This is a genomic window from Arthrobacter sp. NPDC093139, from assembly GCF_044754165.1.
Taxonomy (GTDB): domain Bacteria; phylum Actinomycetota; class Actinomycetes; order Actinomycetales; family Micrococcaceae; genus Arthrobacter.
Genome location: NZ_JBIVOO010000008.1, coordinates 159,138 through 178,836 on the forward strand (window position 1 = coordinate 159,138; position 19,699 = coordinate 178,836).

Sequence of the window (19,699 nt, forward strand, 5' to 3'; positions counted from 1 at the left end):
GGAACTTATCAGCCAGGCTTTGCTGCGCCTATTAATCGTCAAATGACGATTAATCTGTTAGAGTTGCAACATGATCACGACATTCGCGAAGTTTCCGCAGGGCTGGACATCCTTCTCCCGGGCCACAGAGATGCGTTTCCCTGCCGGGGAATGCCACATCCAGACCGACAGGGTCATGGACGGCGAAACCCCGCTCTACCTGTACCTGACCGGCACGGACGCGAACGATTACGTCACCGCCGGCATGTGGATCGACTATGCACACCAGGCCGGCCACAAGGTCACCGCCCTCATCCCGTACCTCCCCGGCGCCCGGCAGGACCGCGGCAACCCGTTCGGAGCCAAGGTGTACGCCAACCTGATCAACGCCATGGAAGCCGACGAGGTCGTCTGCTTCGACCCGCACTCCGAGACGATGCCCGCCCTGGTGAACAACCTGCGCGTGGTCCACTCCGACGCCGTGATCAAGAAGGTCCTCCGCAAGCACCTGGCCGGATACGCCGGCATCATCTGCCCCGACGCCGGGGCCAGGGAGCGGACCGAAAATACTGCGGCAACCCTCGGGCTGCCCGTCTACTACGCCACCAAGCACCGCGACTTCACCACCGGCCGGCTCTCCCGCTTCGAGTGCGAAGAACTTCCCGCCGACGGCAGGTTCCTGGTCGTTGATGACATTTGCGACGGCGGAGGCACCTTCCGCGGCCTCGCCGAGGCGACCGGCCTGCCCAAGGAACGCCTCGACCTTTGGGTCAGCCACGGGGTGTTCTCCGGCAACGCCGCCGCCCTGAACGAGCACTTCGGCAACATCTTTACCACCGACTCCCACCCCGGCGCCGTCAACCCCTCAGTCGGGGCCAACGTCTCACCTCTGATTCACCACCTCCTCGAAGGGACCAAGTAACCATGAGCACCGCCCTCAGCACCCGAATCACCGCCCCGTCCGTCACCGCCGCCCTGTTTGAGACGGATGCTTACAAGCTGGGCCACCGCGCGCTCTATCCCGAGGGGACCACCGGTATCCTCAGCAACTACACGAGCCGCGGTTCCCGTATCGAAGGCGTCACCAGGGCCGTCCACTTCGGCCTCCAGGCCTTCCTGCAGTCCTACTGCGTCGAAGCGTTCGCACCCTTCTTCGCAGCAGACGAGGACGAGGCCGTCGCCGAATACGAAGCCGTCCTCGAATCGATCCTCGGTCCGAACGACATCGAGACGGACCACGTCCGCGCCCTGCACCGCCGCGGCTACCTGCCCCTGATCTTCCGTGCCGTCCCCGAGGGCACCAAGGTGCCGCTGCGCGTTCCCTCCTTCACCATCGAGAACACCGAGCCGGAATTCTTCTGGCTCGTCAACTACATCGAGACGGTCCTTTCCGCCGCTGTCTGGCATCCCTCCACCACAGCGACCATCGCCGACCACTACCGCGGGATCCTGGACGAGGCCGCGGAAGTCACGGGCGTGGACCGGGCGAGCGTGAACTGGCAGCTGCACGACTTCTCCTACCGGGGCATGACCGGCACGGCGGCCGCAGCCGCCAGCGGTGCCGGACACCTGCTGTCCTTTACGGGCAGCGATTCCCTTGCCACCCTCGACTGGGTCAACCGCTACTACCCGTCTGAAGCCGGGAAGGACAACGGACTGGTTCTCGGATCGGTCCCGGCCACTGAACACTCCGTGATGTGCGCAGGCATCAGCGAATCCAGTGAACTTGAAACCTTTAAACGGATCCTGGACAAGCACAAGTCCGGCATCGTGTCCGTGGTTTCCGACACCGATGACTTCTTCAAGGTCCTCACCCAGATCCTGCCGGCGCTGAAAGACCGAATCCTGGAGCGTGACGGCAAGCTTGTCATCCGCCCCGACTCCGGTGAGCCCGCAGACATCATCTGCGGCACGATGTCCCGCCCCGGGGCCGTCGTCGCCGACCAGGTCCGCACCATGGACGAGTCCCCGGAGTTCTACGGCGCGGTCCAGCTGCTCTGGAACGTCTTCAGCGGCACCACCAACGCCAAGGGCTACAAGGTCCTCGACAGGCACATCGGCCTCATCTACGGCGACTCCATCACCATCGACCGTGCCAAGGACATCTGGACCCGTCTGGAAGCCATGGGCTTCGCCTCTGAAAACATCGTCTTCGGGGTCGGATCCTTCTCCTACCAGTACGTCACCCGCGACAGCCTCGCCTCGGCCATCAAGGCCACCTGGGCCAAGATCAACGACGTCGAGCACAACCTGCTCAAGGACCCGGCCACCGACAACGGAACCAAGAAGTCCGCCACCGGGCGCCTGGCCGTGTTCCGCAATGACGACGGCGAGCTGTACCTCGTGGAGAAGGCCACCCCGGAGCAGGAAGCGGCGTCGCTGCTCCAGCCGGTCTGGGCCAACGGCCAGTTCATCCGCCGCCAGTCCTTCGCCGACGTCCGCGCAGTCCTCGGCAACATCGCGTCCTAGGCATCCCATGGCTCCGACAAAAGGACCCGAAATGGAACCGCATACGGTCGCCGCACGCCTGGCCAACGCCGAGCGGGAGCTGGATGCATTCGAACGCCAGCCCCCGCTCGGTGCCCGCGCCTACCTGCACGGCCGAAACTCGCGCCGCGCAATCATCCTCGAACTTAGAGAAGAATTGACGCATGACCAAGAGTGACCTTCCACAGCAGCCGCTCGTCTCCATCGACACGGTGCCCCTGATTCTGCGCGAAGGCCAGTGGCGCGTTGTGCTCGGGATCCGCGAGTTCGAGCCGTACGCCGGCCAGGCTGCCCTGCCAGGCGTGCTCCTGCGTCCGATGGAGAGGCTGGGGGAGGCAGCGCTCCGCGCGCTCGAAACGAAGGTCAACATTCCGGAAGAGCATGTCCTGTTCCTGATGAACACGGGTGCTTTCGACAACCCCGACCGCGACCCCCGCGGACCCACGCTCTCAATCGCCCATCTTGCCGTGATCGACCCGGAGGACAAGCCCGAGGGCGTCGTCTACCAGCGGCTGGCCGTTACCGCCGATCTGCCCTTCGACCACACCGCCATCATTATGGCCGCCGCCAAGGCAGCGCTGGACGCGCTCTGGGTGAACGAAATGCTCACCCGCGCCCTGCTGGGGGAGAAGTTCAGCACTGCCGACGTCGCCCGACTCATGCGCGACTTCTCGGCGGCCGCCTCGGAGAACGAACCCGACACCTCCAACCTGGGCCGGGAACTGGCCCGCAACCCACGGCTGGTCAAGGCAGCCACACCTGCCGCGCCGGTCGGAAAAGGACGTCCCGCAGCGGCGTGGGCATGGGCAGAATCTTTGCCCAGGCCGACCCGCAAGGCGGCCCCCTAAGTGCTGCCGCAGCCGGTGGGAAAAGGGGCTCGGCTCGGAGGCCGAACTCAGCCCCGTGCGGGTGCTGGCCGGCGATCCTCCAATAAGGGATCCCGGTAGGCGTACAGGAGCAGGTTTTGGTGCTCAGCGGCCAGGCTCGATGGAGAGCCGATGCTTGGCAGGGATGTTTAGGGCAGACTGGTGACGTGAGCGGAATCCCGTGGGTGCTGCATGTCGATCTCGACCAGTTCATTGCAGCGGTCGAAGTGCTCCGGCGGCCGGAGCTTGCGGGCAAGCCGATCATTGTCGGCGGTCGGGGCGACCCCACGGAACGGGCTGTGGTGTCCACCGCATCCTACGAGGCCAGGGTGTTCGGCGTGGGTTCGGGAATGCCCTTGCGCATTGCGGCCCGGAAAGTGCCCGACGCGGTGATTTTGCCCGTCGACCAGGAGGCTTACCTCGCGGCGTCTGAAACGGTGATGGCCACCCTGCGCGCGCAGCCCGGCGCCACAGTACAGGTGCTGGGCTGGGATGAAGCCTTTCTAGGCACTGAGACAGAGAACCCGGAAGCCTACGCCCGGCAGGTGCAGGCCGCTGTCCTCGAGCGAACGCAGCTGCATTGCAGCGTGGGCATCGGCGACACCTTGGTCCGAGCCAAGGTCGCCACCGGTTTCGGCAAGCCGGCGGGCGTCTTCCGTCTCACCGCCGGGAACTGGCTCGACGTCATGGGCAGCCGGCCCACCAAGGATCTGTGGGGCGTCGGAACCAAAGTGTCGGGCCGGCTGGCCAAACTCGGCATCAACACAGTCGCCGAGCTCGCAGCGTCAGACCCCCAAGACCTGGTTCCGGAGTTCGGCCCCAAGATGGGTCCCTGGTACGCGGAGCTTGGACGCGGGGACGGCGCCAGCGTTGTGGATGACACACCCTGGGTTGCGCGCGGGCACAGTCGGGAGACCACCTTCCAGCAGGACCTGACCGAGCCCGCCCAGGTGGACGACGCCGTGAGGGAGCTGACAGCGCGTGTTCTTGAGGATGTGGTGGGCGAAGGGCGGCCCGTGATTGGGCTGACTCTTAAAGTTCGGTACGCGCCGTTCTTCACCAAGACCCACGCGAAGAAGATTCCCGAGACATTCGACCGCAACGAGATCCTCGCGCGGGCTTTGGACCTCGCCGCCGGAATCGAAGCGGGCCGTCCGATCCGACTCCTGGGCCTGCGGGCTGAAATGGCAATGCCCGATGATGCCCGAAAGGGACATACGCCGACGCGTGGCGGCTGGTGAGGGTCTCGCTCCCTGCCTTACGAGCGCGGATGTGTCGCCCGGGACGGGAAGATCATTGGTCGTGGGCACTGCCAGTGTCCGCCGCTATTCGGCGATGACGCCACCCGGTCTCTGCAGCAACGTTCTCTGCCCACTAACCGGTTTTAACCAGCAAAAAACCCCGCATCATCGTCGAGATCAACGACAATACGGGGTTCTTCCCGAGCTTCCTATCAGAATCGAACTGATGACCTTTTCATTACGAGTGAAACGCTCTACCGACTGAGCTAAGGAAGCACCGCACCAATCAACCGGGAAAACCCGGCCGGTTCATGCAAGAGTCAACTGTAATAGAGTCCCTGCGTCCGGGTCAAAATGAGGCCCGAACGGCGCGCGAATGCAGGTCATGGGCAGCGACCGGGAGGCCGTCAGCAGACGGTGTTGTCCGCCGGCTCCTTGCCGTCCACGAGGTATGAATCCACGGCATCCCTGATGCAGCGGTTGGCCCGGCCGTAGGCGGTGTGGCCCTGGCCCTTCCAGGTCAGCAGGGAAGAGTTGCCCAATTGCTTGCTCAGGGCGCCCGCCCACTCCACGGGCGTCGCCGGATCTCCCGTGGTACCGACCACCACGATCGGAGATGAGCCCGTGTATTCTGCGGGGGCGGGAGCGGTCCGGACGTTCTTGTACGGCCAGTTGGCGCAGTTCGTGCCGCCGTAGGCGAAGAAGTACCCGAGCGTCGGTGACGCCTCACGGAGCCGCTGCTCCTCGGCCCGCATGGCCGCAGGATCGCTGGTCATGGGGTAGTCAAGGCAGTTGATTGCAGAGAATGCGAAAGTCGTGTTCGAGGTGTATTTTCCGTTCGAACTGCGGTTGGCTCCCAGATCCGCCAGGCGGAGCATGAGGCTGACGTCGCCCTGCATGGCTGCCTCAAGAGCCTGGGTCAGGGCGGGCCAGTTTTCATTGGCATACAGGGGCACGATGAGGCCGCTGACAAACGTGTTCCCGCCCACAACCCGGCCATCCTGCGCCGCACGCGGTGCGGCGGTGACCGACTGGATGACGTCGCTGATCTGCTGCACGCCGTCGTCAACGGTCCCGCTCAGCGGGCATCTTTCCTGCTGCATGCAGTGCTCGACGTAGGCGCGGAGCGCCTTACCGAAGGCCTTGGCCTGGCCCAGGGTGAGCTCCTCAGCGCCGAGGGAAGGGTCGATCGCTCCGTCGAGCAGCATCCGCCCAACGTTGTCCGGGAACAATGAGGCGTAGGTGGAACCGAGGAAGGTTCCATAGGAGAACCCCGCATAGTTGAGCTTTGCGTCGTTGACGACGGCCCGGAGGACATCGAGGTCTTTGGCTGCGCTGACGGTGTCGATATGACCCAGCACCGGGCCCGTCTTCTGGGCGCACTTCTGCGCAATCGCCTTGTTGTCGGCCAGCAGTGTGGCGAGACCGGCGTCCGTCTCGGGAGCGTAGATCTTCTCCCGCGCCTCGTCCCTTTCCTTGTCGGTCAGGCACGTCACGGGCGCCGACCGTTTGACCCCGCGGGGATCGAAACCGATGAGGTCGTAGTTGGCCCGCACCTTGTCAGAGAAGTTGCTGAAGCCGGCGTCCTTCACGAAGTCATAGCCGGAGGCTCCCGGTCCGCCAGGGTTGACCAGCAGGCTGCCCTGCTTCTTGCCGCCCGTGCTCGGCATCTTCAGAGCGGCGATTTCAATGGTTGCGCCGTCCGGCTTGGCATAATCCAGCGGCACCTTGACCTTGGCGCACTGCATCTTGTCCTCGCAGGGCTCCCACACCACTTTCTGGGAGTAGAAATCCTCCAGCCCCTCCGGAGCCGCAGCAGCGATGGAGGGATCGGCCTGACCTGTGGCATTTCCCTGGTTGCCGTCCCTGGAAAGCCCGAGGAAGCTGCACGACGTCAGCAACAGGACCGCAGCCATCGCTCCGGCAGCCCGCACCACGGCCGCGAGCGAGCGCGGCCGCGGGGTCAGGGGAGGGGTGGACATCATGCGGTTCTCCTTGGGGCAGAGCGTTTGGCGGCGTCAGGCAAGACAGGACTGGACGTTGGCCTAGATCAGGCCGGCGGCCATTGCCTCGATGGTCAAAAGCGGTGCGACATTGGTGGTAGTGATGCGTTTCCTCGCCTTATTGATGGCGTCCATCCGGGCGAGGGTGACCTCCGGTCCCGAGCGCCCGGCGAAATCCTCCAGTTCACTCCTCAACTCAACGTTGACGAGCTCTACGGAATTCCCCATCTGGATGATCAGCACATCCCGGTAAAAGGAGAGGAGGTCGGTCAGTGTCCGGTCCAGGGAGTCCGTGATGGACCGCTTGGCGCGCCGTTTCTGATCATCCTCAAGCTGTTTTACCTGGCTGCGCATGGCGGGCGGGAGAGTGCCGGTCTCGGGGGCGCCCAGCGTGGCCAACAGTGCGGCCTTCTCGGCGGCGTCCCGCTCCTCATTGGAGCTGTTGGCCTCCTCGGTGGCGATCTTGACCAGCTTATCAGCCATCATTATGGCGGCCGTAATGCCCCGGAGGCCCAGCGGGAAACGGACAGTCTCCAGGCGGCGCTCCCTGGCTTCGGCGTCGCGCGCCAGCCGGCGTGCAATCCCCACATGGCTTTGCGCTGCGCGTGCCGCGCGTTCCGCCACGCCGGGATCGACGCCGTCGCGCTTCACCAGCAGCGCCGCGACGTCGGCGGCCGGGGGAAGCCGCAGGGCTACGGCCCGGCACCGCGACCGGATGGTGACCAGGACGTCCGCCGGGGACGGTGCGCACAGCATCCACACGGTCCGCGGCGTTGGTTCCTCGATGGCCTTCAGCAGAACGTTCGTGGTGCGTTCCGCCATGCGGTCCGCGTCCTCCACCACGATGATCCGCCACCGCCCCGACGAGGGCCGGTTGCCTGCCGTGGAGACCAGTTCCCGGGCCTCCTCGATGGTGATGGTCACCTTTTCGGTCCGGACAAAAACGACGTCGGCATGGGTTTCGCCGAGGATGGTCCTGCAGGCGTGGCACTCGCCGCAGCCGCGCCGGGAGACGTCGTCCTGATCGCAGTTGAGGGCCGCGGCAAAGGCTTTGGCCGCATTCGACCTGCCGGAGCCCGGCGGGCCGGTGAACAGCCAGGCATGGGTGAGCCCGTCACCCGTTGCCGCCTGCTGCAGCTGTGCGACGACGGCAGACTGGCCTTGGAGATCGTCCCATACCGTCATCGGGTGCTCCTGCCGGAGGCTGCCAACAGCCGCTCCACGCGTTCCAGGATGCGGGCGGCAATCTCATCGACGGACAGCTGCGCACCAAGCACCAGGTAGCTGTCCGGACGGGCCGCGGCAAGATCCAGAAAGGCCTGCCGGATCCGGGCATGAAATTCGTCCGCTTCCGATTCCAGCCGGTCCTCTGCGGCGTCACCGGCCGTGCGGCGGCTGCGGCCGTCCGCGGGGTGCACATCCAGCAGCACGGTGAGATCAGGAATCAGTCCGGAGGTGGCCCACTCATTGACGCTCCGGACGGCATCCGTGCCGAGATTACGCCCCGCCCCCTGGTAGGCAACGGAAGAATCGATGTACCGGTCGGTCAGCACCACATCGCCGCGCTCCAGCGCGGGCCGGATGACCTGGCTGGCGTGGGCAGCCCGGGATGCCGCGAAAATCAGCGCTTCTGTATGGGCATCGATGTGGCCGTGGCCGTGGTCCAGCACGAGGGACCGCAGTTTTTCGCCGATCGGCGTTCCGCCGGGTTCCCTGGTCCGCAGCACCGTCAGGCCGCGGGATTCGAGAGCCCCGGCCAGCAGCGCAGCCTGCGTGGACTTGCCTGCGCCGTCACCGCCTTCGAAAGCGATGAAAAGTCCGGGACTCTGATTATTCACTCATCCAGCCTACCTACAATCACCGACAGGAAGCCGCCCGCGCCCGGAACCGCTTTTCCCCGCGGCAGGAGCCCAAAGTACCCTTTGTTCATGAGCCTTTCCCAGCACCATGCCGCATCCCTTTCGGCTGAGACGGTGGTTGTGGCCGCCGGCCGCCCCCCGCGCGAACGGGACGAGCCGGTCAATCCGCCGATCGTGATGTCCTCCACCTACTTCGGCACCGGCGCTCTGGACGACGGCGACCGCGGCTACGGCCGCTACTCCAACCCCACCTGGGACCCGTTCGAGGAAGCGCTGGGGCAGCTTGAAGGTGCCGCGCTGCCGGGCCTCCTCTACGCCTCCGGCCTGGCCGCCGTCAGCTCGGCCCTCTCGCTCCTTCCTGCCGGGGGAGCGTTGGTGATGCCGACCCACAGCTACTCCGGCTCGCTGGTGATGGCCTCAGAACTGGCGGAAAAGGGCTTCCTCGAGCTCCGCTTGGTGGACATTGCCGATACCGACGCCGTCATCGCCCAGCTGGCCCCCGCGGACGGCGACCCGGCGGCCATGCTGTGGCTGGAAAGTCCGACGAATCCCATGCTCGGCATCGCGGACATCCGGGCGCTGACCCAGGCGGCGCACGACGCCGGAGCGATCGTTGTCACGGACAACACCTTCTCCACGCCTCTGGTGCAGCAGCCGCTGACCCTCGGGTCCGACGTCGTCCTTCACTCGGTGACCAAATATCTGGCCGGGCATTCCGACGTCGTTCTGGGCGCCCTGGTGACCTCCAACCAGGAACTGCGGGATACGCTGCTCCACCACCGCACCATCCACGGCGCCATCGCCGGCCCGTTCGAAGCCTGGCTTGCCCTCCGCGGGCTCCGGACTCTCGCCCTGCGGATCGAACGCTCGCAGGCGTCCGCGGCAGTCCTGGCTGAACGGCTGGCCTCGCACCCGCAGGTCGAAAGTATCCGGTATCCAGGCCTCGCCACGGACCCGGGCCATGACCGCGCCAAGTCCCAGATGTCCGGCTTCGGCTCCATACTGTGCATCCAGGTTGCGCCGGCAGGGGACCTGACCGGCCCCGACGCCGCTGACAAGCTGGTCCGGGCCCTGCAGCTGTGGCTGCCCGCCACTTCGCTCGGCGGTGTGGAATCGCTCATTGAACGACGACGCCGGCACGTGGCCGAGCCGGTCAGCGTCCCCGAGAATCTGGTCAGGTTGAGTGTCGGAATCGAAAACGTTGAAGACCTTTGGTCCGATTTGCAGCAGGCTTTAGCGGCCTTGGCCAGTTAGGCTGGACAGGTGGACGGAACAGTACTGATTGACTATGTCGAATCTGGGGTTGGATTCATCCTCCTATTCGTGGCCCTCGCGCTGGAGGTGTGGGCCTTCTTTGACTGTGTCCGTCACAGGGCCAACGCCTTTCAGGCCGTGGGCAAACGGACCAAGACGTTCTGGCTGGCGCTCACCGGCGGCGCACTGGCCGTTGGAGCACTGGCGCTGGCCACGTACCGCGGAGGCAGCCTGCTCGGGTCTTTGGGCCTCTTCGGACTGGCGGCTGTCGTGGCAGCATCCATCTATCTGGCGGACGTCCGCCCTGCGGTCAAGGACGCCGGCCGCGGCGGCAGCCGCAACAGGGATCCGTACGGCCCCTGGTAGTCCCCACCGGCACCCTCGGCTCGCAAGCTCGCCCAGGGAACCCTGCCGGCGTGGCCCCATCACCGGCACCCTCGGCTCGCAAGCTCGCCCAGGGAACCCTGCCGGCGTGGCCCCATCACCGGCACTAAGCCTCCGGTGCCACGGCTTCCCAGCCGACGGTGAGTTCCCCCAGCCGCCACCGCGACGGTCCGTCGTGGACCGGCCACCCGCCGTCGAGCAGCGTGCTGCACATGGCCGTCCAGCGTTGCCTGTTTCCAAAAGATGCCAGCGGCGCCGACTCCAGCCACGCCTTGTCCATGGCCTGCAACAGCCCGTGGACCCGTTCGCCGGGAACGTTCCGGTGGATGAGCGCCTTGGGCAGGCGTTCGGCCACATCGGACGGCAGTTGAAAACTGCCAAAGCGCACGGACATGCTCAGGGTCAGCGGACGAGCGGCATCCAGCGCTATCCATGTGACGCGCCGGCCGATTTCGTCGCAGGTCCCGTCGATGAAGAGCCCGTCCGGGGCGAGCCTGTCCTGCACGAGCCGCCAAATGCCCGGGACGTCCGCTTCCTCGTACTGGCGGAGCACGTTGAAGGCCCGCACCAGGATTGGCCGGCCAGGCACGGGGAGCTCAAAGCCGCCCACCAGGAAGCTGAGGCCTGGTCGTTCAAGGGCCTTGGCGGCCAGCACCCTGTCCGGCTCGATCTCGATGCCGCATACGCGCACATCGGGCCGGACAGCGGCGAGCCGCTCGAAAAGTTCGACGGCGGTGGCCGGGGATGCGCCATAGCCCAGGTCGACCACGAGCGGGTCGGCTGCGGACCGGAGCCGCCAGGCCTGCGGGCCGGCCAGCCAGCGGTCCAGCCGGCGCATGCGGTTCGGGTTGGTAGTGCCGCGGGTCACGTTGCCGACCGGCCGTCCGCGGTTGGCCCGGCTGACTCCTGTTATGGGGTGAGTCACCCGCTCTGCTTTCTGCACCACCGCCCCAGACTACCGCGCGATTTATGTAACGCTCGGCAGCAGCAGCATCTGCTCAGCTAGGATGAAAATCATGACTTATAAGCTGATTCTGCTGCGCCACGGCCACAGCGAATGGAACGCCAAGAACCTGTTCACCGGCTGGGTGGACGTTGACCTGAACGATCAGGGCCGCGAGGAAGCAGCACGCGGGGGTGAGCTCCTGGTTGAGCACGATGTGCTCCCGGACATCCTCTACACGTCGCTGCTGAAGCGGGCCATCAACACCGCCAACATTGCCCTGGACAAGGCCGACCGCGGCTGGATCCCGGTCAAGCGCGACTGGCGCCTCAACGAGCGCCACTACGGCGCCCTGCAGGGCAAGGACAAGGCCCAGACCCTCGCCGAATACGGCGAGGAGCAGTTCATGGAATGGCGCCGTTCCTACGACACCCCGCCGCCGCCCCTGGACGACAACTCGGAGTTCTCCCAGGCACACGACCCCCGCTACGCTGACCTGGGCGATGACCTGCCCCGCACCGAGTGCCTCAAGGACGTCCTGGTCCGGCTGCTTCCGTACTGGGAATCAGACATCAAGGAAGACCTGAAGTCCGGCAAGACGGTCCTCGTCACGGCCCACGGCAACTCCCTGCGTGCGCTGGTGAAGCACCTCGACGAGATCAGCGATGAGGCCATCGCCGGCCTGAACATCCCCACCGGCATCCCGCTGGTGTATGACCTGGACGAGAACTTCCAGCCGGTCAAGCGCGGTGGAACCTACCTCGACCCCGAAGCTGCGGCCGAGGCCATCCTGGCCGTCGCCAACCAGGGCAAAAAGTAGAGCTCCGTCCAGAATCCCGCTGGCTGCTCGGTCGTTCCTCCCTGAGACGCAGCCCAGCCGGGATCCTGACTTCGCGTTAAACAGACGACGGCGGCTGGTCACCTCAGGTGACCAGCCGCCGTCGTTCGCTGTTTGGGCGGAAACGTCAGCCGTGCTCGACGCTGCTGTTCGGGTGCCAGGCGCCCGTCACGAGGTAGCTGACTTTCTGGGCAACGGACACGCCGTGGTCGGCAAAACGCTCGAAGTAGCGGCTGGCCAGGGCGACGTCCACGGTGGTGGCGGGGGATTCCTGCCAGTCACTGCGGGCGATGGCCTTGAAGACGCTGAGGTGCAGGTCGTTCACCTCCGAATTCGCCTTAAGGATGTCGCGGGCAACTTCGAGGTCCCTGGTCTCCAGCAACTGGGTGAGCTTGTTGGCGATCAGGATGTCGTGTTCGGCAAAGCTCTTGAACGTGTCCGTCAGGGACGCCGGGATAACGTTGGCGGGGAAGCGGAGGCGGGCGAGCTGGGCGATGTGGCGTGCGAGGTCACCCATGCGTTCCAACGACGCGCTCATCCGCAGGGAGCCCACGATCATGCGCAGGTCACTTGCCACTGGGCCCTGGAGAGCGAGGATGTCGATTGCGCGCTCATCAAGGCTGTTCTGGAGGAAGTCGATACGGGCATCCGCCGCGATGACATCCTGCGCCAGGTCAACGTCGGCGACTTCAAACGACGTGGTTGCCTTGACGATCGCTTCGCTGACCAACTTTGAAATTTCGATGAGGTCCTCACCCACGTGGGCGAGCTCTTCCTGAAAAACCTTACGCACGTAGGCGTCCTTTCCTTGGAACTCCGCCACGCCGCGACGGCAGCCAGAGTCTCGTGTCACCGATCCGTTAGTCCAACTTGCCACTTTTCCAGTGCCGGGTGAACTGTTACTCATCTCTAGATGAACGTTAGCTGAATCCATCGCGTTATGGACCCGCGGCAGCTTTTCAGGCGTTTCGAAAGCATAAGCTTGAGCCGTGGATCCTATGCTCATCGGTGTCATCGCCGGCCTGCTCGGCCTGTCGTTCGGTGTCTTCGGCGTGCTCGCGTTCAGGGTCAGCGAACAGCAGCGCAGGATCGTCGACGTCGAATTCGATGAGCCCGCCCTGCCGCCGGGAGCCGCGGAAGTGCTGGCCGTCATCGGCAAGGCATTCGTGGTGGTGGACGCCATTGACGGCGTGGTCCGGGCAAGTCCTGCCGCCTATGCATACGGCCTGGTGCGCGGCCACACGGTAGTGCACCGGGAACTCCTGGAGATGACGGCAAATGTCCGCCGCGACGGCGTGATCCTGGAAAAGAAGCTCGAACTCCAGCGCGGCCCGGTGGGGCAGGGCACCATGATCGTGCAGGTGAGGGCGGCCATGCTTGGCGAGGAATACATCCTCCTCCTGGCCGATGACCGGACCGAGATCACGCGTACCGAGGAGATCCGCAACGACTTCGTGGCCAACGTATCCCATGAGCTGAAAACACCGGTGGGTGCCATCTCGCTGCTGGCGGAGGCGCTGGAGTCTTCAGCAGACGATGAAAAGGCCGTACGCCGTTTCGCCGCGCGCATGCACAAGGAGTCCGCCCGTCTCGCGGCGTTGGTCCAGGACATCATCGAACTGTCACGCCTGCAGGGCGCAAATGTGGCACAAGAGGGCCATCCCGTGGACATCAATGATGTGATCTCGGAGGCAGTGGACCGCTCGCAGTTGCCGGCCGAGAGCAAGAACATCCAGATCGTCATCGGCGGCCGGATCGACGCGAAGGTCTACGGCGACCAGGACCTCCTGGTGACGGCACTGCGCAACCTGATCGACAACGCCATCCGCTATTCGCCCGAGAACACCCGCGTGGGGATCGGAGTGCGAGCCAAGGAGGGCCTGATCGCCATCTCCGTGACGGATCAGGGCGAGGGCCTCTCCGCCGAGGACCAAGAGCGGGTATTCGAGCGCTTTTATCGTGTGGATTCCGCACGCTCCCGGCATACCGGCGGCACCGGGCTGGGACTAAGCATCGTCAAGCATGTCATCTCCAACCACGGCGGGGAGGTCACCGTCTGGTCCCAGCCCGGGCAGGGATCGACGTTTACGCTGCGCCTGCCGGAGATGGAAGGCCAAGCGCAGAATGCCAAGGAACCAAAGGACGCCGCCGGCGCCCATGAACGAGGAGTTACCGCTTGAGCAGGATTCTTATTGTTGAGGACGAGGAATCGTTCAGCGATCCCCTGTCCTATCTGCTGGGCAAGGAAGGGTTCGAGGTTGAGGTCGTCGACAACGGCGTGGATGCGCTCATGGAGTTCGACCGCAACGGGGCTGACCTGGTGCTGCTGGACCTGCAGCTGCCTGGGTTGTCGGGGACGGAAGTATGCCGGCAGTTGCGCCAGCGTTCGAGTGTCCCGGTGATCATGCTTACCGCCAAGGATTCAGAAATCGACAAGGTCGTGGGGCTCGAACTGGGCGCCGATGACTACGTCACCAAGCCGTACTCGTCGCGCGAGCTGGTGGCGCGTGTCCGGGCAGTGCTCCGGCGGCAGGGCGAACCGGAAGAACTCGTCTCCTCCACGGTTCAGGCCGGACCGGTGCGGATGGACATCGAGCGCCACGTGGTCAGCGTGGGAGGCGAGCAGGTGCCGCTCCCCTTGAAGGAGTTTGAACTTCTCGAGATGCTGCTCAGGAACTCCGGCCGGGTGCTGACCCGCGGACAGCTGATCGACAGGGTCTGGGGGTCAGACTATGTGGGCGACACGAAAACGCTTGACGTCCACGTGAAACGGCTCCGGAGCAAAATCGAACCCGATCCCTCCCTCCCGCGGTACCTGGTGACCGTCCGCGGCCTTGGCTACAAGTTCGAACCGTAACCAACGCGGGCTTACAGGCCTCAGTACACGAAAGAAGGAGGGGATCCCGCCGGGATCCCCTCCTTCTTCATGCCGGCGTGCCTGCACCGCCGGCCTTGGTGTCAGTGGCCGCCCGTGGCCGGTGCTGCACCGTCAGTGTGGGCGCCATCAGTGTGTGCGGCATCAGTGTGGGTGCCGGTTTCGCTGGGAGTAGGTGTGGGGGTGCTGCCCGCGGGCAGGTAGGCCTGGTACTCCTTGAGCGTGCCATCCACCACGGGCACCTTGACGGTCTTGTTCACGTTGGTTCCGTCCTCGGTGACCTTGATGTCCACGAGGGAGCCCGGCTTGCCGCCGGCCGTGCTCAGGATGGCCGGATCGGTGGAGTCGTTGAGCAGTGTGTAGGAGTTCTTCTTGACGGAGATCTCAGTTTGGGCGCCTTCTGCGCCGCTCAGCGTAACCTTGACGTCCTCGGACGAGGAGTTGTAGACGGCGCCGATTACCCGGCCCGGCTGGTTCTCGCCCGCGGCGACAATGAGCATGTTCCGCAGTTCCAGCGGTCCAACGTCAGAGCGCGTTCCGTCCGAAGCGGCATACTGCTCGGAGGTCTGCTGCGCGTTGATGTAGCCGCAGCCCGTCAGGGCGAGCAGTCCCACGCTCAGGGCGGCAGCCGCCATTGCCAACTTGCCGCGCTGGCCCCGGTTCATCGCAGTGAAACGCACGTCACGCACTCCTAGAAAGTCTTGAAACAGTTTTCAGTCATAGCCTATCGGCAAACGGGTCCAAACAAGGATTTGCCCAGTACACAATAGCGCCGGTTTCGGGGCCCCTGGCGCTGCATCAGGGCTTCCCGGCTACCCGTGCGTAACGCTTGTCCGCGCGTGGGCGATGCACTATTATCCGCGTTCGTCAAGGGGTCTGAGGGGTCGATTCGGCCCATTTTCCGCGGATTCTCGCGGTTCCCGGCCCGTATCCATGCCAGTCGTATGCCCTAATCGTGATAAACTGGTCTGCGGGAAAGGGGAAAGTCCACATGGTTTTTGAGGTCGGCGAGACAGTAGTTTACCCTCACCACGGTGCAGCAAAAATTGAAGAAATCAAGATGCGCACTGTCAAGGGCGAAGAGAAGATGTATCTCAAGCTCAAGGTGGCTCAGGGTGATCTGACCATTGAAGTTCCAGCAGAGAACGTTGACCTCGTGGGGGTTCGCGACGTAGTGGGCAAGGAAGGTTTGGAGCACGTATTCGATGTGCTTCGAGCCGAGTTCACTGAAGAGCCCACCAACTGGTCGCGTCGTTACAAGGCAAATCTGGAGAAGCTTGCTTCCGGTGACGTCATCAAGGTTGCAGAGGTCGTCCGCGACCTCTGGCGCCGCGATCACGATCGGGGCCTTTCCGCAGGTGAGAAGCGAATGCTGGCCAAGGCACGTCAGATTCTGATTTCAGAATTGGCTTTGGCTGAGAAGACCGACGAAGAGAAAGCTGCAAGCGTTCTCGACGAGGTCTTGGCTTCCTGAGAATTGAACCCCGGCGGCAGAGTGCCGCCGGGGTTTCTTTTGCCCAAAAATCCCGGCCGGGTAGCCGTACGAACCGTCCTGGGCGCCTAAAACGGCGTGTGCCGCTACTCAGTTGGGCGGGGCCGGGCGGCCGGGACGTAGGCTAGTCCGCATGAACGATGCACCCAGACGACCTGTCACCGCCGTGATCCTCGTCGCCGCAGGTTCCGGGCAGCGCCTCGGCTACGGCATGCCCAAAGCGGCCGTGCCGCTCGGCGGCGAACCCATTCTCATGCACGCGCTCCGCGGCATCGTCGCCGCCGGTGTGGCCAGCCAGGTCTGTGTTGCGCTGCCCGCGGGTGATTCCGGGCTGCGGCAGTTGGTCGAGGACTTCCGGCTGGAGCTGGCAGATGGCGGTCCGCTCCTGACAATGGTCGACGGCGGTGCCACCCGGGCGGATTCCGTCCGGTCGGCGCTGGCCGGCCTGGAGGACGGTACGGAGGCTGTGCTCGTCCATGACGCTGCACGCGCACTGACTCCCGAGTCTGTCTTCCACCGCGTGGCCCAGGCGCTGGCCAAAGGAGCCTCCGCGGTCATCCCGGTCATCCCGGTTGTGGACACCGTCAAAACGGTTTCCGCCACAGACGGCGGGGACTCGGATATCGCCCCGGAAATCGTCACCGGAACCGTGTCCCGGCAGGAGCTCCGCGCGGTCCAGACGCCGCAGGGGTTCAGCGTGGACACCTTGAAGGCCGCCCACGAGGCCGCCCTGGCCCTGGATGAGAACCGGGCCGCGGCCGTCACCGACGACGCCATGCTGGTCGAGCTCCTCGGGGTCCCGGTGCATGCCGTGCGCGGAGCCAGCCAGTCCCTGAAAATCACCACGCCGCTGGACCTCATCATTGCCGAAGGCCTCCTCGAAGGGCCATTGGGCGCCCGTTGGGTGGAGGGCTGACCGCGTGGGTTCAGAGCAAGAGAAGGAAGCCGTCAGGATGGTCCTGCCCCGCACCGGAATCGGCGTTGATGTGCATGCGTTCGCTCCGGAGAGCGACCCGCGCCCGCTGTGGCTCGGGGGGCTCTTCTGGGAAAACGAGCGGGGGCTCGCGGGCCATTCCGACGGCGATGCCGTGGCCCACGCTGCCGCGGATGCTCTTTTCTCCGCATCCGGAATCGGTGACCTCGGCACCCACTTCGGCACCGACCGTCCCGAGCTGGCAGGCGCTTCCGGAGTTACGCTGCTGGCCGAGGCGGCCCGCATCGTCCGGGCGGCCGGTTTTGAGATTGGCAACGTGGCCGTGCAGCTCGTGGCGAACCGCCCCAAATTCGGACCCCGCCGAGAAGAATCGCAGCGCGTCCTGACAGAGGCTGCCGGGGCTCCCGTCAGCGTGTCGGCCACCACGAGCGACGGACTCGGTTTCACCGGCCGCGGCGAGGGCATCTCCGCCGTGGCCACCGCCCTTGTCTATCCGGCCTGACCGTCACCCACCCAGCCGCATCGCCTACGCTGGAAGAAGGACCGGCGGCGCGCCCGCCGGTACGATCTGTACCGCCACACCAGGAGACCTCCCGTGAAAAAGCTGCTTCCCGCCGTCGTGATTTCCTGCCTGCTGCTTGCAGGCTGCGGCGGCACGCCCAGGATGAGCGTCGGCGAGAGCTGCACGTTCCTCCAGGGCGATACGTTCAAGCCGACCGGAAACCAGCAGCAGCAGGCGGAGCAGATCGCCAACCATTACCAGGAGGTCGCCGACAAGGTGGCCCCGGAGGTCGCCGACCCGATCCAGAAGATGGCCGACGTCATGAAGCAGGTGGCCGGCACCTCCCTGGGCAACAAAAACCAGGAACAGGTCGCCGAGCTCACCAAACAGAACAACCGCATCGGCGAGATCTGCAAGTAGCCTGCCTCCGCCAGGAAGGAAAGCAGCAGGGAAGTCAGAAGGAAAGCAGCAGGGAAGTCAGCAATGAAGGCAGCCGGCAAGCGAGCAGGAACCGGCGCATCGGCTAATCTGGAGCGGTGACCCTGCGCTTTTACGACACTGCATCCGCCGAAGTCCGCGACTTCGTCCCCCTGGTACCGGGCAAGGTAAGCCTGTATTACTGCGGCGCCACGGTGCAGGGCATGCCGCACGTCGGTCACATCCGCTCCGCCATCGCCTTCGACCAGCTCACGCGCTGGCTCGAGTACCGCGGCTTCCGCGTCACCGTCGTTCGCAACGTCACCGACATCGACGACAAGATCCTCGCCAAGTCCGAGGCGTCCTTTCACCCGCATTACGAGCAGGAACCGGACACCGTGCCGCAAGAGGAATGGTGGGCCCTGGCCTACCGCTACGAGCAGGAGTTCCTCAAGGCCTACGACGTCCTCGGCGTCTCCCGCCCCACCTACGAACCCCGGGCCACCGGCCACATTCCCGAGATGCACGCGCTCATCCAGCAGCTGATCGACCGGGGCCACGCCTACCCGGCGCCGGATGGCTCGGGCGACGTCTACTTCGACGTGCGTTCGTGGAACAAGTACGGCTCGCTCACACGCCAGAAGATCGACGACATGCAGGGCGCACCCGACGTCGAACCTGAGTTCATCAGCAGGAAGAAGGACCCCCGGGACTTCGCGTTGTGGAAGGGGCACAAGGAGGGAGAGCCGACGACGGCGAGCTGGGTCTCGCCGTGGGGCGCCGGCCGTCCGGGCTGGCACCTCGAATGCTCCGCCATGGTCACCAAATATCTCGGCACCGAATTCGACATCCACGGCGGCGGGCTGGATCTGCGCTTCCCGCACCATGAAAACGAGATGGCCCAGTCGCAGGCTGCCGGCCACGGTTTCGCGAATTTCTGGATGCACAACGGCATGGTCACGTACCAGGGCGAGAAGATGTCCAAGTCCGTCGGCAACACGGTGAGCCCGGCGGAAATGCTGGAGCTGGCCCCGCCGCGTGTTGTCCGTTACTACCTCGGGCAGGCGCAGTATCGCTCCGTTCTGGACTACCAGCCGACGTCACTGCAGGAGGCCACAGCCGCCGTCGAGCGCATCGATGGCTTTGTCGCCCGCGCCGTCCGGGCCCTGTCAACGGACGGCGCCCTGTTCTTTGGCAGCCACGGTAACGTGCCGGACGCGTTCGCCGCCGCGATGGACGACGACCTCAACGTTCCCCAGGCGCTCGCGGTGCTGCATGACACCGTCCGCGCAGGAAACTCGGCCCTCACGGCAGGGGACCTCGATACCGCACGGCAGGCCCTGGCCGGGGTGACCGACATGCTCCGCGTCCTGGGAATCAGCGCCGCCGCGCAGCCGGCCCTCGACGACCAGGCGACGGCAGCGCTCGGCGTGCTCGTGGAGGCGCAGCTGGCGGCACGGGCAGAGGCCCGCGCCGCCAAGGACTGGGCTGCCTCGGACGCGATCCGGAACACGCTCGCCGCTGCCGGCATCGTGGTCGAAGACAGCGCAGACGGGGCCACCTGGAGCCTCCAGCGCGGCTGAAGCCTGCGCCGGCCACCTCGCCCGGTCAACGATTTAACTTGA

21 protein-coding genes and 1 tRNA gene are annotated in these 19,699 nt (G+C 65.1%); 15 read left to right on the top strand and 7 right to left on the bottom strand.

Features of this window, described 5'->3' with window-relative positions; translation table 11 throughout:
• The first annotated feature begins 70 nt into the window (after positions 1 to 70).
• From ACIP90_RS14020 to ACIP90_RS14040, 5 genes are all read left to right on the top strand, one after another.
• Positions 71 to 901: a ribose-phosphate pyrophosphokinase-like domain-containing protein gene (locus tag ACIP90_RS14020; protein WP_400580000.1), complete on the top strand. Its 831-nt coding sequence runs from the start codon at positions 71 to 73 to the stop codon at positions 899 to 901.
• 2 nt (positions 902 to 903) lie between these two features.
• A complete protein-coding gene (locus ACIP90_RS14025; RefSeq protein WP_400580001.1) occupies positions 904 to 2,448 on the top strand; it encodes a nicotinate phosphoribosyltransferase in 1,545 nt (514 codons plus the stop codon).
• A 31-nt stretch (positions 2,449 to 2,479) separates the two neighbouring features.
• On the top strand, positions 2,480 to 2,644 hold the full coding sequence (locus ACIP90_RS14030) for a hypothetical protein (RefSeq protein ID WP_400580003.1): 165 nt from the start codon (positions 2,480 to 2,482) through the stop codon (positions 2,642 to 2,644).
• On the top strand, positions 2,631 to 3,314 hold the full coding sequence (locus tag ACIP90_RS14035) for a hypothetical protein (protein ID WP_400580004.1): 684 nt from the start codon (positions 2,631 to 2,633) through the stop codon (positions 3,312 to 3,314). Before ACIP90_RS14030 ends, ACIP90_RS14035 begins: the two co-directional genes overlap by 14 nt.
• Before the next feature lie 203 nt (positions 3,315 to 3,517).
• Positions 3,518 to 4,573 (top strand): DNA polymerase IV, encoded by a 1,056-nt coding sequence (locus ACIP90_RS14040; protein ID WP_400580048.1) that lies wholly within the window; start codon positions 3,518 to 3,520, stop codon positions 4,571 to 4,573.
• Positions 4,574 to 4,776: 203 nt separating this feature from the next.
• On the opposite strand, the gene ACIP90_RS14045 is transcribed toward ACIP90_RS14040, so the two are convergent.
• From ACIP90_RS14045 to tmk, 4 genes are all read right to left on the bottom strand, one after another.
• A tRNA-Thr gene (locus ACIP90_RS14045) sits at positions 4,777 to 4,849 on the bottom strand.
• 131 nt (positions 4,850 to 4,980) lie between these two features.
• A complete protein-coding gene (locus tag ACIP90_RS14050; protein WP_400580049.1) occupies positions 4,981 to 6,555 on the bottom strand; it encodes an alpha/beta hydrolase in 1,575 nt (524 codons plus the stop codon).
• A 63-nt stretch (positions 6,556 to 6,618) separates the two neighbouring features.
• On the bottom strand, positions 6,619 to 7,761 hold the full coding sequence (locus ACIP90_RS14055) for a DNA polymerase III subunit delta' (protein ID WP_400580005.1): 1,143 nt from the start codon (positions 7,759 to 7,761) through the stop codon (positions 6,619 to 6,621).
• Entirely contained in the window at positions 7,758 to 8,414 is a 657-nt protein-coding gene (gene tmk / locus ACIP90_RS14060; RefSeq protein WP_400580007.1) for a dTMP kinase, read from the bottom strand. The genes ACIP90_RS14055 and tmk overlap by 4 nt, the downstream gene beginning before the upstream one ends.
• 90 nt (positions 8,415 to 8,504) lie before the next feature.
• Here tmk and ACIP90_RS14065 point away from each other — a divergent pair, with 90 nt between their 5' ends.
• Positions 8,505 to 9,689: a trans-sulfuration enzyme family protein gene (locus tag ACIP90_RS14065; protein ID WP_400580008.1), complete on the top strand. Its 1,185-nt coding sequence runs from the start codon at positions 8,505 to 8,507 to the stop codon at positions 9,687 to 9,689.
• A gap of 9 nt (positions 9,690 to 9,698) precedes the next feature.
• Positions 9,699 to 10,055 carry a DUF2516 family protein gene (locus tag ACIP90_RS14070; protein WP_400580009.1) on the top strand — a complete coding sequence of 119 codons (357 nt, stop codon included), beginning with the start codon at positions 9,699 to 9,701 and terminating at the stop codon, positions 10,053 to 10,055.
• Between the two features lie 124 nt (positions 10,056 to 10,179).
• Here ACIP90_RS14070 and ACIP90_RS14075 read toward each other — a convergent pair whose 3' ends face one another.
• A complete protein-coding gene (locus ACIP90_RS14075) occupies positions 10,180 to 11,019 on the bottom strand; it encodes a class I SAM-dependent methyltransferase (RefSeq protein ID WP_400580010.1) in 840 nt (279 codons plus the stop codon).
• 70 nt (positions 11,020 to 11,089) lie between these two features.
• Here ACIP90_RS14075 and ACIP90_RS14080 point away from each other — a divergent pair, with 70 nt between their 5' ends.
• Positions 11,090 to 11,836 (top strand): phosphoglyceromutase, encoded by a 747-nt coding sequence (locus ACIP90_RS14080; RefSeq protein ID WP_400580012.1) that lies wholly within the window; start codon positions 11,090 to 11,092, stop codon positions 11,834 to 11,836.
• Between the two features lie 145 nt (positions 11,837 to 11,981).
• On the opposite strand, the gene phoU is transcribed toward ACIP90_RS14080, so the two are convergent.
• Positions 11,982 to 12,647: a phosphate signaling complex protein PhoU gene (phoU, locus tag ACIP90_RS14085; protein WP_400580014.1), complete on the bottom strand. Its 666-nt coding sequence runs from the start codon at positions 12,645 to 12,647 to the stop codon at positions 11,982 to 11,984.
• Between the two features lie 205 nt (positions 12,648 to 12,852).
• Between phoU and ACIP90_RS14090 the strand changes: the two genes are divergently transcribed.
• Positions 12,853 to 14,034, top strand: coding sequence for a sensor histidine kinase (locus ACIP90_RS14090; RefSeq protein ID WP_400580050.1), 1,182 nt, complete (start codon positions 12,853 to 12,855; stop codon positions 14,032 to 14,034).
• Complete coding sequence (locus ACIP90_RS14095) at positions 14,031 to 14,711, top strand: response regulator (protein WP_400580016.1); 681 nt, start codon at positions 14,031 to 14,033, stop codon at positions 14,709 to 14,711. Before ACIP90_RS14090 ends, ACIP90_RS14095 begins: the two co-directional genes overlap by 4 nt.
• Positions 14,712 to 14,812: 101 nt before the next feature.
• On the opposite strand, the gene ACIP90_RS14100 is transcribed toward ACIP90_RS14095, so the two are convergent.
• Entirely contained in the window at positions 14,813 to 15,394 is a 582-nt protein-coding gene (locus tag ACIP90_RS14100; RefSeq protein ID WP_400580051.1) for a hypothetical protein, read from the bottom strand.
• 326 nt (positions 15,395 to 15,720) lie between these two features.
• On the opposite strand from ACIP90_RS14100, the gene ACIP90_RS14105 reads away from it, so the two are divergent.
• The 5 genes from ACIP90_RS14105 (at position 15,721) to cysS (ending at position 19,657) form a co-directional block, all read left to right on the top strand.
• Positions 15,721 to 16,203 (top strand): CarD family transcriptional regulator, encoded by a 483-nt coding sequence (locus ACIP90_RS14105; protein WP_026266570.1) that lies wholly within the window; start codon positions 15,721 to 15,723, stop codon positions 16,201 to 16,203.
• 151 nt (positions 16,204 to 16,354) lie between these two features.
• Positions 16,355 to 17,137 carry a 2-C-methyl-D-erythritol 4-phosphate cytidylyltransferase gene (gene ispD / locus ACIP90_RS14110; protein ID WP_400580019.1) on the top strand — a complete coding sequence of 261 codons (783 nt, stop codon included), beginning with the start codon at positions 16,355 to 16,357 and terminating at the stop codon, positions 17,135 to 17,137.
• Between the two features lie 37 nt (positions 17,138 to 17,174).
• Positions 17,175 to 17,657: a 2-C-methyl-D-erythritol 2,4-cyclodiphosphate synthase gene (ispF, locus tag ACIP90_RS14115; protein ID WP_400580052.1), complete on the top strand. Its 483-nt coding sequence runs from the start codon at positions 17,175 to 17,177 to the stop codon at positions 17,655 to 17,657.
• Positions 17,658 to 17,750: 93 nt separating this feature from the next.
• A complete protein-coding gene (locus ACIP90_RS14120) occupies positions 17,751 to 18,077 on the top strand; it encodes a hypothetical protein (protein ID WP_400580021.1) in 327 nt (108 codons plus the stop codon).
• Between the two features lie 116 nt (positions 18,078 to 18,193).
• A complete protein-coding gene (gene cysS, locus ACIP90_RS14125; protein ID WP_400580023.1) occupies positions 18,194 to 19,657 on the top strand; it encodes a cysteine--tRNA ligase in 1,464 nt (487 codons plus the stop codon).
• The last annotated feature ends 42 nt before the right edge of the window (positions 19,658 to 19,699 follow it).